The following is a 609-nucleotide window of genomic DNA, read 5'->3' as shown; positions in this document are numbered from 1 at the left end:
GGAATACGTTCAGCTCAGGGGCTGCTCTCAACCCCAGAAACCAGGCAGTGAGGTCAACACGATCAGCGCTGACGGTACTCAACCTGTGGCGAGGGAGCTTGCTCCCGCTGGGTTGCGCAGCGACCCCAAGCAATCTCAATGCGATCTGCCTGACACACCGAGGCGCCAGGGTTTGGGACTGCTGCGCCGTCCAGCGGGAGCAAGCTCCCTCGCCACGGGAATGTGTTCAGCTCAGGAGCTGTTCTCAACCCCAGAAACCAGGTAGTGGGGTCAACACGACCAGCGCTGACGGTACTCAACCTGTGGCGAGGGAGCTTGCTCCCGCTGGGTTGCGCAGCGACCCCAAGCAATCTCAATGCGATCTGCCTGACACACCGAGGCGTCAGGGTTTGGGACTGCTGCGCAGTCCAGCGGGGATGAATCCCCTCGCCACGGGAACGTGTTCAGCTCAGGGGCTGTTCTCAACCCCAGAAACCAGGCAGTGGGGTCAACCCAATCAGCGCTGACGCTACTCAACCTGTGGCGAGGGAGCTTGCTCCCGCTGGGTTGCGTAGCGACCCCAAGCAATCTCAATGCGATCTGCCTGACACACCGAGGAGTCCCAGGGTT

The organism is Pseudomonas brassicacearum subsp. neoaurantiaca (genome assembly GCF_013608025.1).
Taxonomy (GTDB): domain Bacteria; phylum Pseudomonadota; class Gammaproteobacteria; order Pseudomonadales; family Pseudomonadaceae; genus Aquipseudomonas.
This window is presented reverse-complemented; position numbering follows the sequence as displayed.